We start from the raw sequence: 24,399 nt of genomic DNA, 5'->3' as shown, positions 1-24,399 counted from the left end.
GAGAATCAGGCGGTTATGCCTGGAAAATGCGGAGAAAAAGCATGGCGGGGAATGACCGCGAGCCGATTGGACGGAAAGGAAAACCTTCACGTCCGGCGAAACAAAAGATAAGCCGTCGTCGGCTCAGAGATGAAGAGTATGACGACGAGTACGATGATGACGATGAGGATGAAGAGCCGATGCCGCGTAAGGGGAAAGGCAAAGGGCGTAAGCCTCGTGGTAAGCGCGGATGGTTCTGGTTCCTGGTGAAGCTTGGCATCGTCTTTGCGGTGCTTATCGCCATTTACGGTGTTTACCTCGACCAGAAAATTCGTAGCCGTATTGACGGTAAAGTGTGGCAGTTACCTGCCGCCGTATATGGCCGCATGGTTAACCTCGAGCCGGATATGCCGGTCAGTAAAAACGAGATGGTGCGTCTGCTGACGGCCTCCCAGTACCGCCAGGTGAGCGCGATGACGCGCCCGGGCGAGTTTACGGTGCAGGCTAACAGCATTGAGATGATCCGCCGTCCGTTTGACTTCCCGGACAGTAAAGAAGGGCAGGTGCGTGCGCGTCTGGACTTCGATAGCGATCATCTGGAAAGTATCACCAACATGGATAACAACCGCCAGTTCGGGTTCTTCCGACTCGATCCGCGATTGATAACCATGATGTCCTCGCCGAACGGCGAGCAGCGCCTGTTCGTGCCGCGCAGCGGGTTCCCGGACCTGCTGGTCGATACGCTTATCGCCACCGAAGACCGTCATTTCTATGAGCACGACGGTATCAGCCTGTACTCCATCGGGCGAGCGGTGCTGGCGAACGTGACCGCAGGGCGCACGGTGCAAGGGGCGAGTACCCTGACGCAGCAGCTGGTGAAGAACCTGTTCCTCTCCAGTGAACGCTCCTACTGGCGTAAGGCCAACGAAGCGTACATGGCGGTTATCATGGATGCCCGCTACAGCAAAGACCGGATCCTTGAGCTGTATATGAACGAGGTGTACCTCGGTCAGAGTGGCGATAACGAGATCCGCGGCTTCCCGCTGGCGAGCCTGTACTACTTTGGTCGTCCGGTGGAAGAGCTGAGCCTCGATCAGCAGGCGCTGCTGGTGGGCATGGTGAAAGGGGCATCAATTTACAACCCGTGGCGTAATCCGAAGCTGGCGCTCGAACGTCGTAACCTGGTACTGCGCCTGCTGCAGCAGCAGAAGGTGATTGACCAGGAGCTGTACGACATGCTCAGCGCCCGCCCGCTTGGCGTGCAGCCGCGCGGTGGGGTTATCTCACCACAGCCAGCCTTTATGCAGATGGTTCGCCAGGAGCTGCAGGCGAAGCTTGGCGATAAAGTGAAAGATCTCTCCGGCGTGAAGATCTTCACCACCTTCGACTCGGTCGCGCAGGATGCGGCAGAAAAAGCGGCAACCGACGGCATTCCGGAGCTGAAAAAACAGCGTAAGCTGAGCGATCTCGAGACGGCGATGGTGGTCGTCGACCGCTTTAGCGGTGAGGTTCGGGCGATGGTTGGTGGTGCGGAACCGCAGTTTGCGGGTTACAACCGTGCCATGCAGGCGCGTCGTTCGATTGGTTCTCTGGCAAAACCGGCGACCTATCTTACCGCGCTAAGCCAGCCGAACCGCTATCGTCTGAATACCTGGATCGCCGATGCGCCGGTGGATATTCGCCTGCCTAACGGTCAGACCTGGTCTCCACAGAACGATAACCGTCGCTTTACCGGTCAGGTGATGCTGGTGGACGCGCTGACCCGTTCGATGAACGTGCCAACCGTTAACCTCGGGATGGCGCTGGGTCTCCCGGCGGTTACCGATACCTGGTTGAAACTGGGGGCGCCGAAGGATCAGCTGAATGCCGTGCCGGCCATGCTGCTGGGGGCACTTAACCTGACGCCGATTGAAGTGGCGCAGGCGTTCCAGACCATTGCCAGCGGCGGTAACCGCGCAACGCTTTCTGCTCTGCGTTCGGTGATTGGCGAAGATGGTACGGTGCTGTACCAGAGCTATCCGCAGGCGGAGCGTGCGGTACCTGCGCAGGCGGCGTATATGACGCTGTGGACCATGCAGCAGGTGGTTCAGCGCGGTACCGGGCGTCAGCTTGGCGCTAAGTACCCGAACCTGCATCTGGCAGGGAAAACCGGGACCACCAACAACAACGTCGATACCTGGTTTGCCGGCATCGACGGCCGTGAAGTGGTGATCACCTGGGTTGGTCGTGACAACAACCAGCCGACGAAGCTCTACGGTGCCAGCGGTGCGATGTCTATCTACCAGCGCTATCTGTCCAACGAGTCACCGATCCCGCTGGATCTGACGCCGCCGGAAGATATTGCCAGCATGGGCGTTGACGATAACGGCAACTTTGTTTGCGGCGGTGGCGGTACTCGTATGCTGCCGGTCTGGACCACGGATCCGGACCAGCTTTGCCAGCAAAGTCAACCACAGCCGCAGAACGGCAACCCGTTTGAGCCGTCCTCTCAGCCGCAACAACAGCAGCAACAGCCGCAGCAGCAGCCTCAGCAGCAGGATAAAAGCGATGGCGTAGCGGGCTGGATCAAGGATATGTTCGGCAGTAACTAAGTCTGCATATTCCGCAGTCACTCCTCTCGCCCTTCGGGGCGAGAGATCCTCTTCTTAACCTTCCTCTAACTCCATAACAACACTCCGGTTATTTTTTATGCCCTTAGATTTGGTAGGGGCGCATTCCGCTTGCTATGCCTTCGGCGTTTCGCCTATTATGCTGCGGTCATAATAATAATTATCGTTTACGTTATCATTCACCATTACATCAGAGAACTGAAATGGCGCGTCCTAAAACTGCTCAGCCAGGCAACATTGCGCTGCGTAAAATCGCAGTCGTTGTAGCTACAGCGGTTAGCGGCATGTCTGTCTATGCGCAGGCGGCTGACAAACCGAAAGAAGAAACCATCACCGTCACCGCCGCACCGGCCGCACAGGAAAGTGCCTGGGGTCCATCCCCAACCATCGCCGCGAAACGCACCGCTACCGCGACAAAAACCGATACCCCAATCGAAAAAACACCGCAGTCTGTTTCCGTCGTCACGCGGGAAGAGATGGATATGAAGCAGCCAACGACGGTGAAAGAGGCGATCGCTTATACACCGGGCGTATTCTCAACGCGCGGTAGCTCCACCACCTATGATGTGGTCACCATTCGTGGTTTTACGACCTCTTCAACCGTAAACACCAACCAGTATCTTGATGGTATGAAACTGCAGGGTAATAACTACTCTGAAGTGTCGATGGATCCTTACTTCCTCGAGCGCGTCGAAGTGATGCGTGGACCGGTATCGGTACTGTACGGTAACAGCAACCCGGGTGGGATTGTTTCGATGGTCAGCAAACGCCCGACCACCGAACCGCTGAAAGAAGTGCAGTTCAAAATGGGCACCAATAACCTGTGGCAAACGGGTTTTGACTTCAGTGATGCGATTGATGATGCCGGTGTGTGGTCCTACCGCCTGACCGGGTTAGGTAGCAGCCAGGATGCCCAGCAGCAGATGGCGAAATCTACACGCTACGCGATTGCACCCTCTTTCAGCTGGCGCCCGGATGATAAAACCGACTTTACCTTCCTGAGCAACTTCCAGAGCGATCCGGATGCGGGCTACTACGGCTGGCTGCCGCGTGAAGGGACCGTCGTGCCATACACGGACGCTAACGGTAATCAGCACAAACTGCCGACCGACTTCAACGAAGGCGATCCGGATAACAAAATGTCCCGCCGCCAGCAGATGGTTGGCTACAGCTTTGCCCACCAGTTTGATGACACCTTCACCGTGCGCCAGAACCTGCGTTACGCTCAGGTTCACACGCTCTATCGCTCCGTTTATGGATACGGTTATCAGGCCCCGGGAATGATTAATCGTCAGTACGTACGTTCTGATGAAAACCTCAATACGTTTACCGTTGATACTCAACTGCAGTCCAGGTTTGCGACGGGTCCGGTCGATCATACCCTGCTGACCGGGGTTGATTACTCGCGTATGCGTAATGACATAAACGCGGAATACGGCTCTGCTGATCCTATCTCCATGCAGAACCCGCAATACAATAATCCGAACATTAACGTCACGTTCCCGTATGCGGTGCTGAACCGTATGGAGCAGACTGGTCTGTATGCTCAGGATCAGGCTGAATGGGACAAATGGGTGCTGACATTAGGCGGTCGTTACGATTACGCCACCACCTCTACGCTGACCCGCTCTTCGAACTCGATGGCAGAAAACCACGATCAGCAGTTCACCTGGCGTGGCGGTCTGAACTATGTGTTCGATAACGGTGTTTCACCTTACTTCAGCTACAGCCAGTCGTTTGAGCCGGTTTCTGGTTCGAGTGCGGGCGGTAAACCGTTCGATCCTTCCCATGGCGAACAGTATGAAACGGGCGTGAAATACGTACCGAAAGACATGCCTGTGGTGGTTACCGCAGCGGTCTACCAGCTGACCAAAGATAAAAACCTGACGGCTGACCCGAACAATCCGGGCTTCAGTATCCAGACCGGGGAAATTCGTTCTCGCGGATTTGAACTGGAAGCCAAGGCGGCAGTAAACGCCAATATCAACCTGACGGCGGCCTATACGTTTACCGATGCTAAATATACCAACGACACGGTATTTGAAGGTAAGCGCCCGGCGGAAGTGCCGCGCAACATGGCCTCTCTGTGGGCTGACTACACCTTCCACGAAACGGCGTTGAGCGGTTTAACGCTCGGGGCAGGAGCGCGTTATATTGGCTCGACGGTAAGCTATTACCAAAATGATCCAGTGAAGAAAAATCAGTCCTTCAACGTTGCCAGCTATGCGGTTGTCGATGCGACGGTGAAATATGATCTGGCACGCTTCGGACTGCCTGGTTCATCGGTGGGTGTGAACGTCAATAACCTGTTTAACCGCGAATACGTTTCCAGCTGCTACAGCGAGTATGCATGCTACTGGGGCGCAGAACGTCAGGTCGTTGCGACAGCAACCTTCCGCTTCTAAACCATTTTCAGGCGCGGCTTGCCGCGCCTTTTTTACACGTTGGTCGCTATGCAGGAAAACATCACGCAATCCGATACTACCTTTTCGCTTAGCAACGTCGCTTTTCATGTCCCTGGCCGGACGCTGCTGCATCCCCTCTCTCTGACTTTTCCTGCGGGCAAAGTGACCGGGCTTATCGGTCATAACGGTTCCGGTAAATCCACACTGCTTAAAATGCTTGGCCGCCATCAGCCGCCATCGCAGGGCGATATTCTGCTCGACGGGCAGCCGCTGGAGAGCTGGAACAGCAAGTCCTTCGCTCGCAAGGTCGCCTACCTGCCGCAGCAGTTGCCGATGGCGGAAGGGATGACGGTGCGCGAACTGGTGGCGATTGGGCGCTATCCGTGGCACGGTGCGCTGGGGCGCTTTGGTGCCGCCGACCGTGAGAAAGTGGAAGAGGCGATTAGCCTGGTTGGTTTGAAGCCTCTGGCGCATCGCCTGGTCGACAGCCTCTCCGGTGGCGAACGTCAGCGCGCATGGATTGCCATGCTGGTCGCCCAGGATACTCGCTGCCTGCTGTTGGATGAACCGACCTCCGCGCTCGATATCGCCCATCAGGTGGATGTACTGGCGCTGGTGCATCGCCTGAGCCAGCAGCGTGGCCTGACGGTTATCGCGGTGCTGCACGATATCAATATGGCGGCTCGCTACTGCGATTATCTGGTGGCACTGCGCGGTGGTGAAATGATTGCACAGGGAACCCCGGAAACGCTGATGCGTGGCGAAACGCTGGAGCAAATCTACGGTATTCCGATGGGGATCCTGCCGCATCCGGCAGGGGCTGCGCCGGTAAGTTTTGTCTACTGATGAATAATTCTCTGATGATTAGCCGCCGGCGCCTGCTGACGGCAATGGCGCTGTCGCCGCTGCTGCTGAAAATAGCTCCGGCACAGGCGGCGGCTATTGACCCTCGACGCATTGTCGCGCTCGAGTGGCTGCCGACGGAACTGCTGCTGGCACTGGGCGTCACGCCTTACGGCGTGGCGGATATTCCCAACTATCAGCGCTGGGTTAACGAGCCTGTTTTGCCAGACACGGTGATTGATGTCGGTCTGCGTACCGAGCCGAACCTTGAACTGCTTACCGAAATGAAGCCTTCTTACATGGTGTGGTCGTCAGGCTACGGCCCGTCGCCGGAGAAGCTCATGAAGATTGCACCGGGGCGCGGCTTTACTTTCAGCGATGGAAAAAGCCCGTTGGCGATGGCGCGAAAATCGCTGGTTGAGATGTCGCAGCTGCTGGGGCTGGAAGCGGCAGGGCGCCGTCATCTCGACGAATACGACCACTTTATTGCCCGGCACAAACCACGCTTTGCCAGGCGCGGCGGCCGTCCGCTGCTGATGCTGAGCCAGCTCGATGCCCGCCATATGCTGGTGTTTGGCCCGAATAGCCTGTTTCAGCCGATCCTCGATGACTATGGAATTGTGAATGCCTGGCAGGGGAAAACCAACTTCTGGGGTAGCCAGGTGGTGGGGATCGACAGGCTGGGCGAATTCAAGGATGTTGACGTCATCTGCTTTGAACACGGTAACACCCTGGCGATGCAAAAACTGCAGGCCACGCCGCTGTGGCAGGCGATGCCGTTTGTGCGTCAGCAACGTTTCCGGACGGCCCCGGCGGTGTGGTTCTACGGTGCGACGCTTTCGGCGATGAACTTCGTCACTATTCTGGATAATACGCTGGGAGGACAAGCATGAGGTCGCGCATCTCACTCTTCCCGGCGCTACTGTTACTGGTGCTGTTTATCGCCGCCCTGTGGCTCAACTGGGTGAACTTCAATGCCGCGCTGCCGCGTGCGCAGTGGGGTGAAGCACTCTGGCAGCCGAGCGTCGACAGTATTGCCCAGATGCTGTTTCACTTCAGCCTGCTGCCGCGTGTCGCGGTATCGCTGCTGGTGGGGGCTGGCCTCGGACTGGTCGGCGTGCTGTTCCAGCAGGTGCTGCGTAACCCACTGGCGGAGCCGACCACGCTGGGCGTTGCAACCGGCGCACAGCTTGGGATAACCATCACCACTCTCTGGGCGCTGCCCGGTGTGCTGACCGCGCAGTTTGCGGCGCTGGCTGGCGCCTGTATTGTTGGCGCGCTGGTATTCGGCGTCTCCTGGGGAAAACGCCTGTCGCCGGTGACGCTTATCCTCGCGGGTCTGGTTGTGAGCATGTACTGCGGTGCCGTGAACCAGCTGCTGGTGATTTTCCACCACGATCAGCTGCAGAGCATGTTTTTATGGAGCACCGGCTCGCTGACGCAAACCGACTGGAGCGTAGTGCAACAGCTGTGGCCACAGCTGTTGGGGGGCGTGATGCTCACGCTGCTTCTGCTGCGACCGCTAACCCTGATGGGGCTGGATGACGGCGTGGCGCGCAACCTTGGGCTGGCGCTGTCGCTGGCGCGGCTGGCAACGTTGACGCTGGCGATTATTATCAGTGCCCTGCTGGTGAATGCGGTTGGGATTATTGGTTTTATCGGCCTGTTTGCCCCGCTGCTGGCAAAAATGCTCGGCGCACGACGACTGCTTTCTCGCCTGATCCTGGCGACGCTGATTGGCGCGCTGATCCTCTGGCTTTCCGATCAAATGATCCTCTGGCTCTCACGAGTCTGGATGGAGGTCTCTACCGGTTCGGTGACCGCGCTGATTGGTGCTCCGCTGCTCCTGTGGCTGCTGCCGCGCCTGCGCAGCATCAGTGCTCCGGCTATGAACGCCGGTGACCGGGTGGCGGCAGAACGGCAGAAGGTGTTGATGTACTCCCTTATTGGCGCTGTCGTGCTGCTGTTGGTGATGCTGGCAGCGCTGTCGCTGGGGCGTGATTCCCAGGGCTGGCAGTGGGCTTATGGAGAACTGCTCGAGAGGCTGATGCCGTGGCGCGCACCGCGCATTATGGCGGCGTTAATCGCCGGTGTCATGCTGGCAGTGGCGGGCTGTATCATCCAGCGTCTGACGGGTAACCCAATGGCGAGCCCGGAGGTGTTAGGTATTTCCTCCGGTGCGGCGTTTGGCGTAGTGCTGATGCTGTTCTTTGTGCCGGGCAACGCCTTTGAGTGGTTCCTGCCGGCCGGCAGCATGGGGGCGGCGGCAACGCTGCTGATTATCCTGATTGCCGCCGGGCGCGGTGGTTTTTCGCCGCACCGCATGCTGCTGGCGGGGATGGCGCTCAGCACCGCCTTCACCATGCTGCTGATGATGCTGCAGGCAAGCGGTGACCCGCGGATGGCGCAAATTTTGACGTGGATCTCCGGTTCGACCTACAACGCTAACTGGCTGCAGGTTACGCGGACGGGGCTGATGATGCTGGTACTGTTAGCTCTGGTGCCGTTGTGCCGCCGCTGGATGACTATCCTGCCGTTAGGGGGAGATACTGCCCGCGCGGTGGGGATCGCGCTAACGCCATCACGTGTAGGGTTACTGTTGCTGGCCGCCAGCCTGACCGCTGCGGCGACGCTGATTATTGGCCCGCTCAGCTTTATTGGGCTGATGGCACCGCATATCGCGAGGATGATGGGATTCCGTCGAACGATGCCGCATATTGTTATGTCGGCCCTGACGGGGGGATTACTGCTGGTGGTGGCTGACTGGGGCGGACGAATGCTGCTGTTCCCGTATCAGGTTCCGGCGGGGCTGCTCTCAAGCTTTATCGGCGCGCCGTACTTTATTTATCTGCTGAGAAAGCAGAGCCGATAATTTCCCCGCACTCAGCCCCTCTCCCCACAGGGAGAGGGGTCTGCATTTCATTACAGCTTCGCGAACACCCGACGTGCAGCATCGATGGTGTTATCGATATCTTCTTCGCTGTGGGCGATGGACATAAAGCCCGCTTCAAACGCGGAAGGCGCCAGGTACACACCTTCTTCCAGCATCAGGTGGAAGAAGCGCTTGAATCGCTCTACGTCGCACTTCAGTACGTCCTGATAGCAGGTTACTTCTTTCGCATCGGTGAAGAAAATGCCGAACATACCGCCCACGTGGTTTACCACCAGTGGAATACCCGTTTCCTCAGCCGCTTCCAGCAGGCCATTAGCGAGCTGAGTGGTCAGTGCGGTCAGCGTCTCATGCACGCCCGGCTGAGCCACTTCGGTCAGACAGGCATAGCCCGCCGCCATGGCAATAGGGTTACCGGAAAGGGTACCCGCCTGATATACCGGACCGGTTGGCGCCAGCGCGTCCATCACGTCGCGGCGTCCGCCGAAAGCGCCCACCGGCATACCGCCGCCGATGATTTTGCCAAGGCAGGTGAGGTCTGGTTCTACGTCGTAGTAAGACTGTGCACCCGCCAGTGCAACGCGGAAGCCGGTCATGACTTCGTCGATGATAAACAGCGCGCCAAACTCATCACACAGGGCGCGCAGGCCCGGCAGGAAGTCCGGCTGCGGCGGAATACAGTTCATGTTGCCCGCGACCGGCTCGACGATGATGCAGGCGATTTCCTGCGGGTACTGTTCGAATGCTTCACGCACGGAAGCCAGGTCGTTATAGGTACAGGTCAGAGTATGCTTAGCGAAGTCCGCCGGTACGCCCGGAGAGTTTGGCTGGCCGAGGGTCAGCGCACCGGAGCCGGCTTTTACCAGCAGGCAGTCGGCGTGACCGTGGTAGCAACCTTCAAACTTGATGATTTTGTCGCGGCCGGTGAAGCCACGGGCCAGGCGAATGGCGCTCATAGTGGCTTCAGTCCCGGAGTTCACCATGCGAACCATATCCATGGTCGGCACCAGTTCGGTGACCAGCGCAGCCATAGTGACTTCCAGCTCGGTCGGTGCACCAAAGCTCAGGCCACGGTGAGCCGCTTCAATCACCGCATTACGGATCGCCGGGTGGTTGTGCCCAAGCACCATCGGGCCCCAGGAGCCAACATAATCAACATAGGCTTTGCCATCCACGTCATACAGATAAGCCCCGTCGGCGCGTTCAATAAAAAGTGGAGTTCCACCGACGCCGGTAAAAGCACGGACCGGGGAGTTCACGCCGCCGGGGATAAGTTCGCGCGCGGCGCTGTAGAGGTTTTCTGATTTGCTCATTGCCTGTTCCTGGTTCGGGTATGAGAATTGGCGTCTATTCTAAGTTATTCCGTAGACGTTATGAAAGTTTTGCTCAAATGAAAACAACAGTAACCAAAGGGATTTTCCAGGCGACAGCGCGGTGGCGGGATGATTACAATACGCCGGGCATTTGTATTACTTATTAATGATAATCGCATGAAAGCAGAATCTCCCTCTTTTGAAGCACAACAAGTTCTTCGCAGGCGCCGTCGTGATGTGATCCGGCGGATACTCAATCGTGACAAAACGCCGCTCGCTATTTTATTGATGGCAGCGGTCGTTGGCACGGTGACCGGATTGGTTGGGGTCGCGTTTGAAAAGGCCGTCTCCTGGGTGCAGAACTGGCGACTGGGGCACCTGACGCGCGCCGCTGACCACGATATTCTGGTCTGGCCGCTGGCATTTATTCTCTCGGCGCTATTGGCAATGGTCGGGTATTTTCTCGTCCGCCGTTTTGCACCTGAAGCCGGTGGCTCAGGCATCCCGGAGATCGAAGGGGCGCTGGAAGAACTGCGTCCGGTACGCTGGTGGCGCGTATTACCGGTAAAATTTTTCGGTGGGATGGGTACTCTCGGCGCGGGAATGGTGCTCGGACGTGAAGGGCCAACGGTGCAGATTGGCGGCAATATCGGGCGAATGATCCTCGATTTGTTCCGCTCACGAAGCCCGGAGGCGCGGCATACGTTGCTGGCAACCGGCGCGGCGGCCGGTCTCTCGGCGGCGTTTAACGCACCGCTCGCCGGGATCCTGTTTATCATCGAAGAGATGCGCCCGCAGTTTCGCTATAACCTGATCTCGATAAAAGCCGTCTTTACCGGCGTGATCATGTCGAGCATCGTATTCCGTATTTTCAACGGCGAAGCGCCGCTCATCGACGTGGGGCATTTATCAAATGCGCCGGTAAATACCCTGTGGCTGTATCTGATCCTCGGGATGGTTTTTGGCTGCGTGGGCCCGTTGTTCAATAACCTCGTGCTGCGTACCCAGGATATGTTCCAGCGTATTCACGGTGGTGAAATTAAAAAATGGGTGCTGGTCGGTGGGGTGATTGGCGGACTGTGTGGGGTGCTGGGGCTGATTGAGCCTGCGGCCTCCGGCGGCGGCTTTAACCTGATCCCCTTCGCGGCGGCAGGGAACTACACCATTGGATTGCTGCTGTTTATATTTATCGCGCGAGTAGTGACCACGCTGCTGTGCTTCTCCTCCGGCGCGCCGGGCGGTATTTTTGCCCCGATGCTGGCGTTAGGAACCCTGCTTGGTACCGCGTTCGGTATGGCGGCAATGGTCTACTTCCCGCAGTATCACCTGCAGGCCGGAACCTTTGCCATCGCCGGCATGGGGGCGCTGCTGGCGGCGTCCGTACGGGCACCGCTCACCGGGATTGTGCTGGTACTGGAGATGACGGACAACTATCAGCTCATTTTGCCAATGATTATTACCTGTCTTGGCGCAACACTACTGGCACAATTTTTAGGTGGCAAACCGCTATACTCCACGATCCTGGCCCGAACGCTTGCGAAGCAACAGGCAGAACAGGCGCGTAATACACCGCCGGTCGGTGGGGAGAATACTTGAACGATTTACTCGGGTATTAGATAATGGCTCAAAAGGTCGGGTTATTATTTGGCCTGTATTAACGGGAGTAAAAAATGAGTGATGACGTAGCAGCGCTGCCGCTGCAGTTTACCGACGCTGCAGCTAACAAAGTAAAAGCCCTGATTGCCGACGAAAACAATCCTGACCTGAAGCTGCGTGTATACATCACCGGCGGCGGGTGCAGTGGTTTCCAGTATGGTTTCACCTTTGACGATCAGGTGAACGATGGTGATATGACTATCGAGAAGCAGGGTGTTGGCCTGGTGGTCGACCCGATGAGCCTGCAGTATCTGGTCGGTGGTTCTGTGGATTACACCGAAGGTCTGGAAGGTTCCCGCTTTATCGTCTCTAACCCGAACGCTACCAGCACCTGCGGGTGTGGTTCTTCGTTCAGCGTCTGACGGCTATCATGCAGGCCCGGCAGGCATAGCGTGCCGGGCGGCTTCGCCTTACCCGGCATCCTTCTTTACTTCCCCTGGCGTCCGTTATCATCCAGCGTAAAGGTTGGCAGCTTCAGGTGCCAGCGAATAGCGGCAAGTCGGATAACAAGCGTCACCAGCATCCCAAGCATCGCCGACGTTTCCAGCGACATCGCAAACGTATAATGCGCCGTGGCGTGAACAATACCGCCAACAATACAGGCAGTGGCGTAGATTTCGGTGCGCAGAATCATCGGGATTTCGCGCGCCAGCACGTCGCGGATAATCCCGCCGCCGACGCCGGTAATAACACCCATACAAATCGCTACCAGCGGACCGGTTCCGGCGATAAAGGCTTTGTTTACCCCTATACCGACGAACACCGCAAGCCCGACGGCATCGAGAACCGGCAGGATCCATTTCGGCAGGCGGCGCGGTTGGCGCACCAGCAAAATGGTGAGCATGCTGGTTATCATCGCTACCACCAGATCGGTGGGATCTTTTACCCAAAAGACCGGGCCGTTTGCCAGCGCCATGTCCCTGATGGTTCCACCACCTACGGCGGTGACAACGCCCAGCACCAGTACACCGAACGGATCCATGCGCAGCTTTCCGGCCAGCAGAACGCCGGAAATAGCAAATACCGCGGTACCAACAATATCCAGCCAATACACGAGCATGGTTAGTTTCCTGCCTGATCCACCTGCGCAAGCGCAGTACAGAGTTGTTTTGCGGCGAGGATAATACGCGGGCTTGCGCGTTCAAACCAGTCACTATTGAGCGCAATAATCGGAACGTTGAGCTGGGTACGCCAGTAACCCTCTATTTTCGCGACTTCACGCTCATCGCCGGTCACTACGATGGCCTGCGGGGAACGCGCCAGCACCTGTTCACGGCTTACCTGCGGCCAGGGAACACGGCTACCGGCAAAGATGTTTTCTCCACCGCACAGCTCAAGGATCTCGTTTTGAATCGAGTTTTTCCCGGTCGTGAACAGCGGGTTGGCACCAAACTGTAGAAACACACGTTTTTTCGCATGGCTGCCGTACTGGGCTTTCAATTGAGTGTAGTCGTGCATCAATGTTTGCGCGGCCTGCTGAGCCTTTTTGGGCTGCGGGCTCCAGGCGGCCAGTTCGCGTAGCGACTGGGCGATATGGGCAACCGAAGTGGTATCGACCCACAGCACTTTAATGCCGAGTGAACTAAGCTGATTTACCTGACGCTCGGCATTGCCCTCGCGCCAGGCCAGCACCAGGTCAGGCTTCAGGGCGACGATGCGCTCAAGATTAATGCCTTGCCAGCTGGCGATTTGCTCAATTTTTTCCGCTTCAGGCGGATAGTCTGAATAGCTGCTGACACCGACCGGCGTGATGCCAGCGGCAAAGGCGAGTTCAGTATTGGACGGGGAGAGGGAAACTACCCGGGGCGCGGCGAAAAGCCACGCCGGGGTAAGCAGAAGCAGGGCAACAATGGCCCTGAAGCGCGACTTAGCCACGCGCCAGCTTCTGCACCAGAGCTTCCACCATCAGGGTTGACTGCCTGGCGGCAACCGCCAGGAACTCGTCAAAGCTAAGGTGAGATTGCTGATCCGCAACGTCGGAAATGGCGCGAACGACCACGAAAGGCACCTTAAAGTTGTGGCAGACATGGGCAATCGCAGTCGCTTCCATCTCAACGGCAATCGCCTGCGGGAAGTTATGGCGAATTTTGGCAAGGCCAACAGAGCCGTTAATGAAAGCATCACCGCTGACAATAAGGCCGCGAACAGAGTTCAGATTCAGCGCGCTGATGCAGCTTTCTGCGGCGGTAATCAGTTTGTCGTCGGCTTTAAAACCGGCCGGGCAGCCCGGAAGCTGGCCATACTCGTAACCGAACGCGGTAACGTCGGCGTCATGATAACGGGCTTCGTCGGAGACCACGATATCACCCACTTTCAGCGTCGGTGCCAGGCCACCGGCGGAACCGGTGTTGATGATTACGTCCGGCTTGCAGTGCTCCAGCAGCAGGGTTGCGCCCATGGCGGCAGCCACTTTACCGATACCGGATTTGAGTAACGCGACTTCTGTGCCATTCAGCGTACCGGTGTAAATCTCGCTTCCGCCAATAGACAGCGTCTGACGGTTCTCGATTTTGTCACGCAGCAGCGTAACTTCTTCTTCCATTGCACCAATAATGCCAATTTTCATAGATTTACTCGCGATATGTCAGGTTTAAAGGCATAGTTTATCATGCGCCCAGAGGATGCGCATATCCGGACCGGGAGAGGCTATGTCTGACATTAATTTTCGCAACAAGATTAACTGGCGTCGGCGGTTTCGTTCACCGCAGGGCGCGAAGACGGAACATGAGATCCTGCGGATTTTTGAAAGCGATCGCGGGCGGATTGTGAACTCTCCGGCCATTCGTCGCTTACAGCAGAAAACTCAGGTGTTTCCGCTGGAGCGCAACGCTGCGGTGCGCACGCGCCTGACCCATTCTCTGGAAGTTCAGCAGGTGGGGCGCTACATTGCAAAAGAAGTGCTGAGCCGTCTTAAAGAACAAAAACGGCTTGCAGCCTACGGGCTGGACGAACTCACCGGGCCGTTTGAAAGCATCGTCGAAATGGCCTGCCTGATGCACGATATTGGCAATCCGCCGTTTGGCCATTTTGGTGAAGCGGCGATCAACGACTGGTTCCGCCAGCGCCTGTTCCCTTCAGATGCCGCAAGCCAGCCGCAAAGCGATGACCGCTGCACGGTAGCGGCATTACGCCTGCGCGAAGGGGAGGAGAGCCTCAACGTGCTGCGGCGCAAGGTGCGTCAGGATCTGTGCCACTTTGAGGGCAATGCGCAGGGGATCCGTCTGGTGCATACCCTGATGCGGATGAACCTGACCTGGGCGCAGGTGGGTTGTATTCTGAAGTATACCCGCCCGGCGTGGTGGACAGGGCCGACGCCGGAAAGCCACAGCTACCTGATGAAAAAACCGGGTTTTTACCTCGCAGAAGAAGCCTATATTGAAAGGCTGCGTAAAGAGCTTTCTCTCGCACCTTACAGCCGCTTCCCGCTGACCTGGATAATGGAGGCTGCAGACGATATCTCTTATTGCGTCGCCGACCTGGAAGACGCGGTGGAAAAACGGATATTCAGCGTTGAACAGCTGTATCAGCATTTGCATGACGCGTGGGGGCACCATGAAAAAGGCTCACTATTCTCTCAGGTGGTTGAAAATGCCTGGGAGAAATCACGCTCAAATAGCCTAAGCCGGAGTACTGAAGATCAGTTCTTTATGTATTTACGGGTCAATACGTTGAATAAGCTGGTGCCCTATGCCGCCCAGCGTTTTATAGAGAATATTGAGCAGATATACACGGGGGATTTTAATCATGCCCTGCTGGAGGATGACAGCGACTTTAGTCAACTGCTTGATTTATATAAAACGGTGGCAATGAAGCAAGTGTTCAGCCATCCGGACGTAGAGCAGCTTGAATTACAAGGATACCGTGTTATCAGCGGCTTGCTGGAGATCTATAAACCGCTACTGCAACTTTCAACGGCGGATTTTTGTTCGCTGGTGGAAAATGAACGGCTGCGTCATTTACCCATTGAATCACGTCTGTTTCAGAAGCTCTCAACGCGCCATCGGCTGGCTTATATAGAAGCGGTGAATAAAATTTCGCGTCAGTCAGTTGAATTTCCGCTGATGGAATACTATTACCGTTGTCGGTTGATTCAGGATTATATCAGCGGCATGACAGATTTGTATGCCTGGGATGAGTATCGCCGGTTGATGGCTGTGGAATAAGCCTGAGTTTTGTAAAGACGGCCAATAAATATTTACTTTTTCCATAAACTTAATCCCGGAACTTCCCGCTATAAAATGAATCTGACAATCACGAACACAGCAATTTTGCGTAATCAGATATTGAGATTGAGACACATGAAAAAAACCACGTTAGCAATGAGTGCACTGGCTTTGAGTTTAAGTCTGGCTTTGTCGCCGCTGGCGACGGCAGCTGAAACGGCATCCTCGGCAACGACTGCGCAGCAGATGCCGAGCCTCGCGCCGATGCTTGAAAAAGTGATGCCATCAGTGGTTAGCATTAACGTTGAGGGTAGCACCAGCGTTAATACGCCGCGGATGCCGCGTAACTTCCAGCAGTTCTTTGGTGATGATTCACCGTTCTGCCAGGACGGTTCTCCGTTCCAGGGCTCACCGTTCTGCCAGGGCGGACCGGGTGCCGGAGCGGGTGGTAACGGCGGCGGCCAGCAGCAGAAATTTATGGCGCTGGGTTCAGGCGTAATTATTGATGCCGCAAAAGGCTATGTGGTAACGAACAACCACGTCGTGGACAACGCGACGACGATTAAAATTCAGTTAAGCGACGGGCGTAAGTTTGATGCCAAAGTCGTGGGCAAAGATCCGCGTTCCGATATCGCACTGATCCAGATTCAGGATCCGAAAAACCTGACCGCGATTAAGCTTGCTGATTCCGATGCGCTGCGCGTGGGTGACTACACCGTGGCTATCGGTAACCCGTTCGGCCTGGGAGAAACGGTGACCTCCGGTATCGTTTCTGCGCTGGGTCGTAGCGGCCTGAACGTGGAAAACTACGAGAACTTTATCCAGACCGATGCGGCGATTAACCGCGGTAACTCCGGCGGTGCGCTGGTGAACCTCAACGGTGAACTTATCGGTATTAACACCGCTATTCTGGCGCCGGACGGCGGCAACATCGGTATCGGTTTTGCTATCCCGAGCAACATGGTGAAAAACCTGACCGACCAGATGGTGAAGTTCGGCCAGGTGAAACGCGGTGAGCTGGGTATTCTGGGCACCGAGCTGAGCTCCGATCTCGCGAAAGCCATGAAGGTTGATGCACAGCGTGGCGCGTTTGTAAGCCAGGTTATGCCGAACTCTTCAGCCGCGAAAGCCGGTATCAAGGCGGGTGATGTGATAACCACCCTTGACGGTAAGCCTATCAGCAGCTTTGCAGCACTGCGTGCGCAGGTAGGGTCAATGCCGGTCGGCAGCAAAGTGAGCCTCGGCCTGCTGCGTGATGGCAAACCGGTTACCGTGACGCTGGAACTGCAGCAGAGCAGCCAGACTCAGGTTGACTCCAGCTCCATCTTCAACGGTATTGAAGGTGCAGAGATGAGCAACAAGGGTCAGGATAAAGGTGTGGTGGTCAGCAGCGTGAAAGGGAACACCCCTGCGGCGGCGATTGGCCTGAAAAAAGGTGACATCATCGTCGGTATCAACCAGCAGCCGGTGAAAAACATCGCTGACCTGCGGAAGATCCTTGAGAGCAAGCCTTCCGTTCTGGCGCTGAATATTCAGCGTGGCGACAGCACAATCTATCTGTTGATGCAGTAATCTCACGGCAGAAAAATAAAAGCCCCCTCCGGCAGGAGGGGGCTTTTTTTTAACCCGGATTATTTATTGCGAGTGAGCTTTTCCAGATCGGATTCAATTTCGCTGATCTTATTTGCCACCACGCTTTCCAGATGACGAAGGTCGTCAAGGATCTTACGCTTCAGATCGACTTCAGTACGATCGCGCTGGCAAATCTGATCCAGCTCATCAATGACGTAGCGAAGATTCGGGCTGATTTCCTGTACTTCTTTGTAGCCCTGACCTACGCCGTCTGCCACCACGGTCTTGCGCTGGCGCGGATATTTAAACTTCACGCTTTTTGCGAAGAACTCGCCTTTATCCTTTTGAAAATAGATTTTCAGGATATCGTTGTTGGCTTCCTGCCGGAGGCTGTAACGATCGATTTCTTCAGGATTGGTAATGCCCAAACTTTTCAGATTGTCGTACATAGCGGTACCCTTGATCTCAATATAACTATTGAATAATTAATGAAATAAACTATTTCCGCCAGCTCCGGATATAAAAAAAGCGGGGTGGCCCCCGCTTTTTGAATCTGCGCTTAGTCGATAGTGCGCAGCAGTTCGTTGATGCCCACCTTGCCGCGGGTTTTGGCATCGACCTTCTTCACGATAACCGCACAGTAGAGGCTGTAAGAGCCATCTTTTGACGGCAGGTTACCGGAGACCACGACTGAGCCCGCCGGTACGCGACCGTAGGTCACTGAGCCGGTTTCGCGATCGTAGATTTTGGTGCTCTGGCCGAGATAAACGCCCATCGAAATAACGGAACCCTCTTCGACGATAACGCCTTCAACGACTTCGGAACGCGCGCCGATGAAGCAGTTGTCTTCGATGATAGTCGGGTTTGCCTGCAGCGGCTCAAGGACGCCACCGATGCCGACGCCGCCGGACAGGTGAACGTTTTTACCGATCTGCGCGCAGGAACCTACGGTTGCCCAGGTGTCGACCATCGTGCCTTCATCAACGTAGGCGCCGATGTTAACGTAGGACGGCATCAGCACGGTGTTGCGTGCAATGTATGCACCCTGACGCACGGCGGCTGGCGGCACGACGCGGAAGCCTTCTTTCTGGAAGCGAGCTTCGTCGTAGTTGGCGAATTTCATCGGCACTTTATCGAAGTAGCGGCTTTCCGCACCATCGATAACCTGATTATCGTTAATACGGAAAGAGAGCAGGACCGCTTTCTTCAGCCATTGGTGGGTCACCCACTGTCCCTCAATCTTCTCAGCGACACGCAGCACGCCGGAATCGAGCAGAGAAATGACCTGGTTTACCGCTTCACGGGTCACGGTATCTACGTTAGCCGGAGTGATCTCGGCGCGACGCTCAAAAGCGGTTTCAATAACGTTCTGTAACTGCTGCATTGTTAAACTCTTTCCATATAAAAAAACACACTACCCTTTATTGTCTGGATTAAGGGCTGCTGTCAACCGCTGTTGCACTTCCAGCTGCAGGTCATTATTAAGGGCACGCCGGTCGGCGGTCGCGATTATAAATAAATCTTCTACTCGTTCACCAATTGTGGTGATTCTGGCCCCGTGGAGCGAAATATTGAGGTCAGCGAACACCTGACCAACGCGGGCTAACAAACCTGGCTGATCGAGTGCGATTAGCTCAAGATAAGATTTCCTGTCCGTATGGGTCGGCAGGAAATTAACCTCTGTATCGACGGTAAAGTGGCGCAATTTTGCCGCCTGACGACGTGGGGCAGGGGGCTGCCATGCGCGCTGGGTGATGGTCTGAATCAGCCCGTGGCGGATAACCTCGTGGCGGTCGGCGGAAAGCGGGCTGCCGTCCGGCTCCAGCACGATGAAGGTATCCATCGCCATGCCGTCGCGGGTCGTGAAGATCTGCGCGTCATGTACGCTGAGGTTACGCCGGTCGAGTTCGCCGCAGACTGCGGCAAACAGGTACGGGCGGTCCGGGCTCCAGATAAAGATTTCCGTGCCTCCGCGCGTCGCCTGCGGGCTGAGCAGGATAAGCGGCTGGGTGAGGTCGTGCTGGAGCAAATGTCGGGCATGCCAGGCGAGCTGGTTTGGCGTGTGACGCACAAAGTAGTTGGCCCGACAGCGTGCCCAAATCTGATGCAGTGCCTCTTCATCGATGTTGTCCATCCGCAGCAGCGCCAGCGCCTGAAGCTGGTGGTGACGCACGCGATCGCGCATGTCCGGCATGCTCTGGATCCCGCGGCGCAGCTGTTTTTCGGTGGCAAAGTAGAGCTCGCGCAGCAGGCTTTGCTTCCAGCTATTCCATAGCGTTTCGTTGGTGGCACAAATATCGGCGACCGTCAGGCACACCAGATAGCGCAGGCGGTTTTCGCTTTGTACCTCTTCGGCAAACTGCTTGATGACTTCAGGATCCTGAATATCGCGCCGCTGGGCGGTGACCGACATCAGCAGATGGTGGCGCACCAGCCAGGCGACTAGCTGGGTTTCCCGCGAGTTCAGGCCGTGCAGTTCGGCAAATTTCAGGATGTCCTGCGCGCCGAGGATCGAGTGGTCGCCGCCGCGCCCTTTGGCGATATCGTGAAACAGGGCGGCGATCAGAATCAGTTCCGGATGGTTCAACCTTGGCCAGAGTTCCACGCACAGCGGATGGCGCGCGCGGGTTTCCTCTTTGGCGAAGCTTTCGAGCTTCAGCAGGACGCGGATCGTATGTTCATCGACGGTATAGGCGTGGAACAGGTCAAACTGCATCTGGCCGACGATATGCGACCACTGTGGCATATAGGCCCACAGCACGCTGTGACGATGCATTGGCAGCAGGCCGCGGCTGACGGCACCGGGGTGGCGCAGCATGCTGAGAAAAATTGAGCGCGCTTCCGGGATGTAACACAGGGGTTGCACCAGATGGCGACGTGCGTGGCGCAAATGCCGCAGGGTGGTAGAGTAAATTCCGCTGATACTGCTGTTACGCACCATCATGTAGAACATACGTAAGATGGCCTGCGGCTCGCGAATGAACAGCGTATCGTCACGCAGGTCGATAAGCGTACCGCGCAGCTGGAAGTCATCATCCAGCGGACGAGGTTTTTCGTCGGCGGTCAGCGCCAGAATGGCTTCATCGAACAGCTGCAGCAGCATCTGATTCAGTTCACCTACGCGACGAGTCACGCGGTAGAAGTCTTTCATCATGTGCTCGACCGGCTCGTTGCCTTCTCCGGTATAGCTCAGGCGCTGGGCAACGCTGAACTGGCGGTCGAACAATAGACGGTTATCGTAGCGATTGACCTCGAGGTGCAGGGCAAAGCGAATGCGCCACAGCAGGTGCAGACATTCGTTTAGCTCAACGCGTTCAGCCTCGGTCAGAAAGCCAAAACCGACCATTTCGTCAAGCGAGGTGGCGCCAAAATGACGGCGGGCAACCCACTGCAGGGTGTGAATATCGCGCAGACCACCGGGGCTGCTTTTGATATCCGGCTCCAGGTTGTAGCTGGTACCGTGGTAGCGTTTGTGGCGATCCGCCTGCTCCTGCACTTTGGCGGCAAAAAACTTCTCCGAGGGCCAGAAGCCATCGCTGAAAATATGCTTTTGCAGTTCGAGGAAAAGCGCAACGTCACCAATCAGCAGGCGCGACTCAATCAGGTTGGTGGCAACCGTGAGGTCGGAAAGCCCTTCCAGCAGACACTCTTCCAGCGTGCGAACGCTGTGGCCGACTTCGAGCTTCACGTCCCACAGCAGGGTCAGCAGCTCACCGATTTTAAGCGCCTCTTCATCCGGCAGCTTTTTGCGGCTCAGTATAAGCAGGTCGATATCGGAGAGCGGGTGTAGCTCTCCGCGGCCATAACCGCCGACGGCGACCAGAGCAACGTCGCTCCGCTCGGCGAAACCGTAGTGGATCCACAGATGTTGCAGGAGCTGGTCGATAAACACGGTGCGGGCGGTAATGAGCTGTTCGGCAGAAACGCCGCTGTCGAACGCCGTGCCGAGCCAGCGCTGGAAGGTATCCAGATGAGCTTTGATGGTGGCACAGTTCAGATCGCTTTCCGGCCATGAAACCGGGTTGACGGGCTGATCGGGCAGAACAGGAAGTGTGGTGTCCGGTAAAGAAGTGCTCATAGCGCCACCATAAGAAAAGCCGGCTTACGCCGGCTTTTTCGTTAGTCGTTGTGCGAAATTATCGCCGGGATGGTGTCATCCTTACGGAGAGTCAATATCTCGCAGCCGTTATCTGTCACCACAATAGTATGCTCATACTGTGCAGACAAGCTCCGGTCTTTGGTTTTTACCGTCCAGCCGTCTTTCATCGTACGGATGCGGTAATCGCCGGCGTTGACCATCGGTTCAATCGTGAAGGTCATACCCGGTTGCAGTACCACGCCGCCGTCGTCGGCATCATAGTGCAGTACCTGCGGCTCTTCGTGGAAACCACGGCCAATACCGTGACCACAGTATTCGCGAACGACTGAGAAACCTTCTGCTTCAACGAATTTCTGGATAGCCGCGCCAAGGGTGCGCAGGCGAATGCCTGGTTTCACCATTTTCAGCGCCAGATACAGGCTTTCCTGAGTGATACGGCACAGACGTTCGCCCAGAATGGTCGGTTTACCGACGATGAACATCTTCGAGGTGTCACCGTGGTACTCATCTTTAATAACGGTGACATCGATGTTGACCACATCGCCGTCTTTCAGCAGCTTCTGGTCGTCAGGAATTCCGTGGCACACCACCTCGTTAATCGAGATACAGACGGATTTCGGGAAGCCGTGGTAGCCGAGGCAGGCGGAGATAGCCTGCTGCTCATTCACGATATAGTCGTTGCAGATGCGATCCAGTTCGCCGGTGCTGACGCCCGGTTTAACGAACGGCTCGATCATCTCCAGCACTTCAGCGGCCAGACGACCGGCAACGCGCATTTTTGCGATTTCTTCAGGGGTCTTAATTGAGATAGCCATGAATTCTGTCCATCAGGGCCGATTTTATCGGCAATTTGAGTCTAAGTGCTGCCAATGGTATCAGGACGGCATACTTCCTGCCAAACTGAGAATCATTAACAGCACGCAGCGCCAACAAATATTGGTTTCTGCCCGTGATTTGTGGTATAAAGCGCGCCGGACTTCCGTTCCATTTCGTATACACATGATGGAACGTAAGCGACAAATCTCACTTTGTGTAACAACACACACGTATCGGCACATATTCCGGGGTGCCCTTTGGGGTCGGTAATATGGGATACGTGGAGGCATAACCCCAACTTTTATATAGAGGTTTTAAACATGGCAACTGTTTCCATGCGCGACATGCTCAAGGCTGGTGTTCACTTCGGTCACCAGACCCGTTACTGGAACCCGAAAATGAAGCCTTTCATCTTCGGTGCGCGTAACAAAGTTCACATCATCAACCTTGAGAAAACTGTACCGATGTTCAACGAAGCTCTGGCTGAGCTGAACAAAATCGCTTCCCGTAAAGGTAAGATTCTGTTCGTTGGTACTAAGCGCGCTGCAAGCGAAGCGGTAAAAGACGCTGCTAACAGCTGCGACCAGTTCTTCGTGAACCATCGCTGGCTGGGCGGTATGCTGACTAACTGGAAAACCGTTCGTCAGTCCATCAAACGTCTGAAAGACCTGGAAACTCAGTCTCAGGACGGTACTTTCGACAAGCTGACCAAGAAAGAAGCGCTGATGCGCACTCGTGAGCTGGACAAGCTGGAAAACAGCCTGGGCGGTATCAAAGACATGGGCGGCCTGCCGGACGCACTGTTCGTTATCGACGCTGACCACGAGCACATCGCTATCAAAGAAGCAAACAACCTGGGTATCCCGGTATTTGCCATCGTTGATACTAACTCCGATCCGGACGGCGTTGATTTCGTTATCCCGGGTAACGACGATGCTATCCGTGCTGTCAGCCTGTACCTGGGTGCAGTAGCTACTACCGTTCGTGAAGGCCGTTCTCAGGATCTGGCTTCTCAGGCGGAAGAAAGCTTCGTAGAAGCTGAATAATAAGGTTCAACCCCTTATTTAACCAGGTAGTACTGAGTTTGGTTAGGGGCCTCTTTATGGCCCCTTTTTCACTTTTATATCTGTCTGGCTTATCGCCGGGCAGGTCACACCTCCCGAGGATTTAAGAATGGCTGAAATTACCGCATCCCTGGTAAAAGAGCTGCGCGAGCGTACTGGCGCAGGCATGATGGATTGCAAAAAAGCGCTGACTGAAGCTAACGGCGACATCGAGCTGGCAATCGAAAACATGCGTAAATCCGGCGCAATCAAAGCGGCGAAAAAAGCAGGTAACGTAGCAGCTGACGGCGTGATCATCACCAAAATCGATGGCACCTACGGCATCATTCTGGAAGTTAACTGCCAGACTGACTTCGTTGCTAAAGATGGCGGTTTCCAGGCTTTTGCTAACAAAGTTCTGGATGCAGCAGTTGCTGGCAAAATCACTGACGTTGAAGTTCTGAAAGCACAGTTCGAAGAAGAACGTGTTGCCCTGGTTGCTAAAATCGGTGAGAACATCAACATCCGTCGCGTTTCCGCTCTGGAAGGCGAAGTTCTGGGTTCTTACCAGCACGGCGCGCGTATCGGTGTACTGGTTGCGGCTAAAGGCGCTGACGAAGAACTGGTTAAGCAGCTGGCAATGCACATCGCTGCAAGCAAGCCAGAATTCGTTAAGCCGGAAGACGTGTCTGCTGAAGTGGTAGAAAAAGAGTACCAGGTTCAGCTGGACATCGCCATGCAGTCTGGCAAGCCGAAAGAAATCGCAGAGAAAATGGTTGAAGGCCGCATGAAGAAATTCACCGGCGAAGTTTCTCTGACCGGTCAGCCGTTCGTTATGGACCCGAGCAAATCTGTTGCTCAGCTGCTGAAAGAGCACAACGCTGACGTAACTGGCTTCATCCGCTTTGAAGTGGGCGAAGGCATCGAGAAAGTTGAGACTGACTTCGCAGCAGAAGTTGCTGCCATGTCCAAGCAGTCTTAATTTTTTTAAAGCAGCCGCCTGAGGGCGGC

Annotated in this window: 19 protein-coding genes; 11 read left to right on the top strand and 8 right to left on the bottom strand. The window is 55.9% G+C overall.

Translation table 11 applies throughout. The annotated features are described in order from the left end of the window. Positions 1–41 precede the first annotated feature (41 nt). From mrcB to fhuB, 5 genes are all read left to right on the top strand, one after another. Positions 42–2,570, top strand: a complete 2,529-nt coding sequence (mrcB, locus tag GYRE_RS00315) for a bifunctional glycosyl transferase/transpeptidase (protein WP_006817195.1) — start codon at positions 42–44, stop codon at positions 2,568–2,570. A 221-nt stretch (positions 2,571–2,791) separates the two neighbouring features. Beyond that, complete coding sequence (gene fhuA, locus GYRE_RS00310) at positions 2,792–4,993, top strand: ferrichrome porin FhuA (protein ID WP_006817196.1); 2,202 nt, start codon at positions 2,792–2,794, stop codon at positions 4,991–4,993. Between the two features lie 48 nt (positions 4,994–5,041). Further along, positions 5,042–5,839, top strand: coding sequence for a Fe3+-hydroxamate ABC transporter ATP-binding protein FhuC (fhuC, locus tag GYRE_RS00305; RefSeq protein ID WP_038252102.1), 798 nt, complete (start codon positions 5,042–5,044; stop codon positions 5,837–5,839). Then, a complete protein-coding gene (gene fhuD / locus GYRE_RS00300) occupies positions 5,839–6,729 on the top strand; it encodes a Fe(3+)-hydroxamate ABC transporter substrate-binding protein FhuD (RefSeq protein WP_038252101.1) in 891 nt (296 codons plus the stop codon). The genes fhuC and fhuD overlap by 1 nt, the downstream gene beginning before the upstream one ends. Next, positions 6,726–8,708, top strand: a complete 1,983-nt coding sequence (gene fhuB, locus GYRE_RS00295; RefSeq protein ID WP_038252100.1) for a Fe(3+)-hydroxamate ABC transporter permease FhuB — start codon at positions 6,726–6,728, stop codon at positions 8,706–8,708. The genes fhuD and fhuB overlap by 4 nt, the downstream gene beginning before the upstream one ends. A gap of 50 nt (positions 8,709–8,758) precedes the next feature. Here fhuB and hemL read toward each other — a convergent pair whose 3' ends face one another. Continuing rightward, positions 8,759–10,039, bottom strand: a complete 1,281-nt coding sequence (hemL, locus tag GYRE_RS00290; RefSeq protein ID WP_038252099.1) for a glutamate-1-semialdehyde 2,1-aminomutase — start codon at positions 10,037–10,039, stop codon at positions 8,759–8,761. 177 nt (positions 10,040–10,216) lie between these two features. Between hemL and clcA the strand changes: the two genes are divergently transcribed. Together clcA and erpA are read left to right on the top strand one after the other, a co-directional pair. Continuing rightward, complete coding sequence (gene clcA, locus GYRE_RS00285) at positions 10,217–11,635, top strand: H(+)/Cl(-) exchange transporter ClcA (RefSeq protein WP_038252098.1); 1,419 nt, start codon at positions 10,217–10,219, stop codon at positions 11,633–11,635. Positions 11,636–11,709: 74 nt separating this feature from the next. Next, positions 11,710–12,057, top strand: coding sequence for an iron-sulfur cluster insertion protein ErpA (gene erpA, locus GYRE_RS00280; protein WP_038252097.1), 348 nt, complete (start codon positions 11,710–11,712; stop codon positions 12,055–12,057). A gap of 65 nt (positions 12,058–12,122) precedes the next feature. On the opposite strand, the gene GYRE_RS00275 is transcribed toward erpA, so the two are convergent. The 3 genes from GYRE_RS00275 to mtnN are packed head-to-tail and all read right to left on the bottom strand — an operon-like array spanning position 12,123 to position 14,261. Beyond that, positions 12,123–12,755 (bottom strand): TRIC cation channel family protein, encoded by a 633-nt coding sequence (locus GYRE_RS00275; RefSeq protein ID WP_006817204.1) that lies wholly within the window; start codon positions 12,753–12,755, stop codon positions 12,123–12,125. A gap of 2 nt (positions 12,756–12,757) precedes the next feature. Next, on the bottom strand, positions 12,758–13,570 hold the full coding sequence (gene btuF / locus GYRE_RS00270; protein WP_006817205.1) for a vitamin B12 ABC transporter substrate-binding protein BtuF: 813 nt from the start codon (positions 13,568–13,570) through the stop codon (positions 12,758–12,760). After that, on the bottom strand, positions 13,563–14,261 hold the full coding sequence (gene mtnN, locus GYRE_RS00265) for a 5'-methylthioadenosine/S-adenosylhomocysteine nucleosidase (RefSeq protein ID WP_006817206.1): 699 nt from the start codon (positions 14,259–14,261) through the stop codon (positions 13,563–13,565). Before mtnN ends, btuF begins: the two co-directional genes overlap by 8 nt. An 82-nt stretch (positions 14,262–14,343) precedes the next feature. Here mtnN and dgt point away from each other — a divergent pair, with 82 nt between their 5' ends. Together dgt and degP are read left to right on the top strand one after the other, a co-directional pair. After that, complete coding sequence (gene dgt / locus GYRE_RS00260; RefSeq protein ID WP_038252096.1) at positions 14,344–15,858, top strand: dGTPase; 1,515 nt, start codon at positions 14,344–14,346, stop codon at positions 15,856–15,858. A gap of 135 nt (positions 15,859–15,993) precedes the next feature. After that, positions 15,994–17,430 (top strand): serine endoprotease DegP, encoded by a 1,437-nt coding sequence (gene degP / locus GYRE_RS00255; RefSeq protein WP_038252094.1) that lies wholly within the window; start codon positions 15,994–15,996, stop codon positions 17,428–17,430. A 59-nt stretch (positions 17,431–17,489) separates the two neighbouring features. Here degP and GYRE_RS00250 read toward each other — a convergent pair whose 3' ends face one another. From GYRE_RS00250 to map, 4 genes are all read right to left on the bottom strand, one after another. After that, positions 17,490–17,879, bottom strand: a complete 390-nt coding sequence (locus tag GYRE_RS00250) for a DUF3461 family protein (RefSeq protein ID WP_006817209.1) — start codon at positions 17,877–17,879, stop codon at positions 17,490–17,492. Between the two features lie 110 nt (positions 17,880–17,989). Next, positions 17,990–18,814 carry a 2,3,4,5-tetrahydropyridine-2,6-dicarboxylate N-succinyltransferase gene (dapD, locus tag GYRE_RS00245; RefSeq protein WP_006817210.1) on the bottom strand — a complete coding sequence of 275 codons (825 nt, stop codon included), beginning with the start codon at positions 18,812–18,814 and terminating at the stop codon, positions 17,990–17,992. 30 nt (positions 18,815–18,844) lie between these two features. Continuing rightward, positions 18,845–21,508, bottom strand: a complete 2,664-nt coding sequence (glnD, locus tag GYRE_RS00240) for a bifunctional uridylyltransferase/uridylyl-removing protein GlnD (protein ID WP_038252093.1) — start codon at positions 21,506–21,508, stop codon at positions 18,845–18,847. 41 nt (positions 21,509–21,549) lie between these two features. Further along, positions 21,550–22,344 carry a type I methionyl aminopeptidase gene (map, locus tag GYRE_RS00235; protein WP_006817212.1) on the bottom strand — a complete coding sequence of 265 codons (795 nt, stop codon included), beginning with the start codon at positions 22,342–22,344 and terminating at the stop codon, positions 21,550–21,552. Between the two features lie 321 nt (positions 22,345–22,665). On the opposite strand from map, the gene rpsB reads away from it, so the two are divergent. Beyond that, positions 22,666–23,391: a 30S ribosomal protein S2 gene (gene rpsB, locus GYRE_RS00230; RefSeq protein WP_006817214.1), complete on the top strand. Its 726-nt coding sequence runs from the start codon at positions 22,666–22,668 to the stop codon at positions 23,389–23,391. A 127-nt stretch (positions 23,392–23,518) separates the two neighbouring features. Beyond that, entirely contained in the window at positions 23,519–24,370 is an 852-nt protein-coding gene (tsf, locus tag GYRE_RS00225) for a translation elongation factor Ts (RefSeq protein ID WP_006817215.1), read from the top strand. Positions 24,371–24,399 lie beyond the last annotated feature (29 nt).

It is taken from the genome of Yokenella regensburgei ATCC 49455 (assembly GCF_000735455.1).
GTDB lineage: Bacteria > Pseudomonadota > Gammaproteobacteria > Enterobacterales > Enterobacteriaceae > Yokenella > Yokenella regensburgei.
Note: the sequence above shows the minus strand (reverse complement) of the source record. Positions and strands in the feature narration are given on the sequence as shown.